Annotated in this window: 2 protein-coding genes; both read left to right on the top strand. The window is 53.6% G+C overall.

Translation table 11 applies throughout. The features are described 5' to 3' along the window. Window positions 1–418 precede the first annotated feature (418 nt). Complete coding sequence (locus RUMCAL_RS02810; protein ID WP_021680973.1) at window positions 419–1,093, top strand: response regulator transcription factor; 675 nt, start codon at window positions 419–421, stop codon at window positions 1,091–1,093. Continuing rightward, the gene (locus tag RUMCAL_RS14340; protein ID WP_021680972.1) at window positions 1,090–2,829 is read left to right on the top strand and encodes a sensor histidine kinase; all 1,740 of its coding nucleotides are present in this window, start codon (window positions 1,090–1,092) and stop codon (window positions 2,827–2,829) included. The genes RUMCAL_RS02810 and RUMCAL_RS14340 overlap by 4 nt, the downstream gene beginning before the upstream one ends. Window positions 2,830–2,989 lie beyond the last annotated feature (160 nt).

The raw sequence follows: 2,989 nt of genomic DNA, 5'->3' as shown, positions 1-2,989 counted from the left end.
GGCGGAATCGCTCGTTGCCCTCGCTGTCCGCCTGGGGCATGCCAACGCCGGTTGTTGCCTTTTCCTGTATTGGTAATGTTGATATTCAGGTGTTTTCTTGTGCAGGCGGGTAACTTTATGAAATACGGCGTTTGCAAGCAGTATATAAGCCTCCCTTGAAAAGGGAGGGGGACCGCCGCTAGGCGGTGGAGGGATTCTTTCATCGCTACGGCAGCCAACCGATTTCACAAAGAGTTACGCTTCTTTTTTTCTTTACTGAAAAGAAAAAAAGAAGCAAAAAAAGAAAAGAGTTCGCATTCCACTTGTACCACGCGGCAATGCACCACCCGAAGATATGACATTTTTATTTTAAGATAAGATTAAGCATTCTCCCCTATAATAGAAGCTGGAAATCTGTATTCTGAAAGGAGGATTCTCCATGAAAATTCTTGTAGTAGAAGACGAAGTCCAGCTGGCGGATACACTGGCGGAAATTCTCAAACGCAATAAATACAACGTAGATACCGTTTTCGACGGTGACGATGGTCTGGAATACGCCCGCACCGGTATCTACGACTGCATCTTGCTGGACATCATGCTCCCTGTCCGCAGCGGCACCGAGATCGTGCAGATTCTCCGGCAGGAAAAAAATGCGACCCCGATCATGCTCCTGACTGCCAAGTCCGAAGTGGAAGACAAGATTCACGGGCTGGACTGCGGGGCGGACGACTACCTCACCAAGCCCTTTTCCACCGGTGAACTGCTGGCACGAATCCGTGCCCTTACCAGACGAAAAGGCGAAGTGGAAGTGGATTGCCTGCACTTCGCAGAACTCCAGCTGAACCGGCAGACCTATGACCTGATACAGGGCGAAAACCGCATGAAGCTTAGCCTGAAAGAATATCAGATCATGGAAATGCTGCTGTCCAACCCCGAACAGATCATTCCCAAGGAACGCTTTATCGAAAAGATCTGGGGCTATGAAAGCGATGTCGAATATAACAATATCGAGGTGTATATCTCCTTCCTGCGAAAAAAACTGACCGCAATTCACTCCACAGTGCAGATTCGCACGGCTCGCGGCATCGGCTATTTTCTGGAGAAAAAAGCATGATCCGGCGGGTACGGCGGCAGTTTATCTGCATTACCATGGCGATGCTGACAACGGTGCTCCTGATCCCGTTGATTGCCCTGAATGTGATTACCGAAGCCATGAGCTACAACCAGACACGGAACCTGCTGGAGCAGATCGCAATCAGTGAAACTGCTGTGCGGCAGATGCCGGACGGTGCTCCGCCGGACGGAAAACGGCCGCAGGAAACCACAAACGCTGTTCCGGCTGCCGGCTCGGATACTTCCACGGAAACTACAGTTACTACCACAGCCAGCACCACCACTACTGCGGAAACTACCACCGTCCAGACGGAACGTGCTCCTGCGGAAACCAAGGCGGCAGGAAGCGGTGCTCCGGCTCCGGCGGCAGTGCAGACACAGTCACCCACGCCCCGGCAGACAGCTGCTCCCAAGGCAACGACGGCAGCCCCAAGGGCAACCACCGCACGGCAGACCAAGGCTCCTGTCACGACTACCAAGGCGGTTGTTTCACGTGAAACAAAGCCCGCGGCAACACAGCCGCCTCATCCTGATCCCCCTCGTCAGACAGAGCCGGATCTGCCGCCGGATCCGCCGCCGTGGTGGGGCTGGGACAATCCGCCTCATGACTACGAGGACAACAGGGAAAATTACGCCGCCCGGCAGCCGGTACTCTACGCCATGCCGCTGGCAAGTCTGGCACAGTCTGTGCCCATGAACGACGGCGGTCGGAACGCTCCGCCGTTTCCGGACAAACGGGGCGACGTGGTGACGATCGACCACTTCCTCTGTTTTGCCAACGGCGAGGGCATGCTGATGCGGCTGGACGGTACGGAAAACTACACCGAGGACGATGCACAGACAATGCTGGACTACGTGCTGGAAAAGGGAAAGACAGACGGCTGGTACGGCAGCCTGCAATATTTCCGCAAGGATTACGACAGGGGGACGCTGGTAGTATTTTCCGACCGCAGTGCGGAACAGCTGCTGCTGCACAAGGTGCTGCTGGTCAGCATTCTGGTGTTCCTGCTGATGGAGGGCGTGGTATTTTTGCTGACCATGATCCTGACCAAACGAGCCATGCGTCCCATGCAGGAAACCTTTGAACGCCAGCGGCAGTTTATCTCCGATGCGGGGCACGAACTGAAAACGCCCTTGACGATCATTTCCGCCAATGTGGACATTCTCCACGACGAGATCGGGGAGAACAAATGGCTCAGCTATATTCAGTCGCAGGCGGAGCGAATGCGGGTGCTGGTGGGCGAGATGATGAACCTGACCAAGCTGGAAATGGGGGACAAGAAAAAAGATTTCGTGGACTTCTCTTTGAGCGAAGCCGTTTCCGGTGCGGCACTGCCCTTTGAGGGGCAGGCGTTCGAGCAGGAAAAGCAGCTGGAACTGGAGATACAGGAGGACATTTCCTATCACGGCAACCCTGACCAGATCAAACAGCTGGTGGGTATCTTCATGGACAACGCCCTGAAATACAGCAAGGAACACGGAGAAATTCGGGTGACGCTGCAACAGGTACAGAACAAGAAAACGCTGAAGGTCTATAACACCGGCAAGGGCATTCCGGAGTCGGAAAAGGAGAAGATCTTCCAGCGGTTCTACCGCAGCGACGCGTCCCGTGCCAGAGCCACCGGCGGTTATGGTCTGGGGCTGTCTATCGCCCAGAGCATTGCCGATGCCCATAAGATTCGCATACAGGTGGAATCGGAATACGAACACTGGATATGCTTTATTCTGACATTTTAGATGACGTTTTAGAAAATAAATCGGATATGCAAAAATCCCTCTGCGAGTGCAGGGGGATTTTTTTACTTTTGCAGCATTGGATTTTACGAAAGAACCTCTTGGAATGTGTAGGGGCGATGCCTGCATCAATGTCATTAACTTAAAACGGCCCTTGAATGGC

Origin of the sequence: Ruminococcus callidus ATCC 27760 (assembly GCF_000468015.1) — a bacterium.
Classification (GTDB): Bacteria; Bacillota; Clostridia; order Oscillospirales; family Ruminococcaceae; genus Ruminococcus_C; species Ruminococcus_C callidus.
Note: the sequence above shows the minus strand (reverse complement) of the source record. Positions and strands in the feature narration are given on the sequence as shown.

What these genes read in the sequence shown, in the direction of transcription:
- RUMCAL_RS02810 (WP_021680973.1), top strand. Translation starts at nt 419, where the DNA reads ATGAAAATTCTTGTAGTAGAAGACGAAGTCCAGCTGGCGGATACACTG.
- RUMCAL_RS14340 (WP_021680972.1), top strand. Translation starts at nt 1,090, where the DNA reads ATGATCCGGCGGGTACGGCGGCAGTTTATCTGCATTACCATGGCGATG.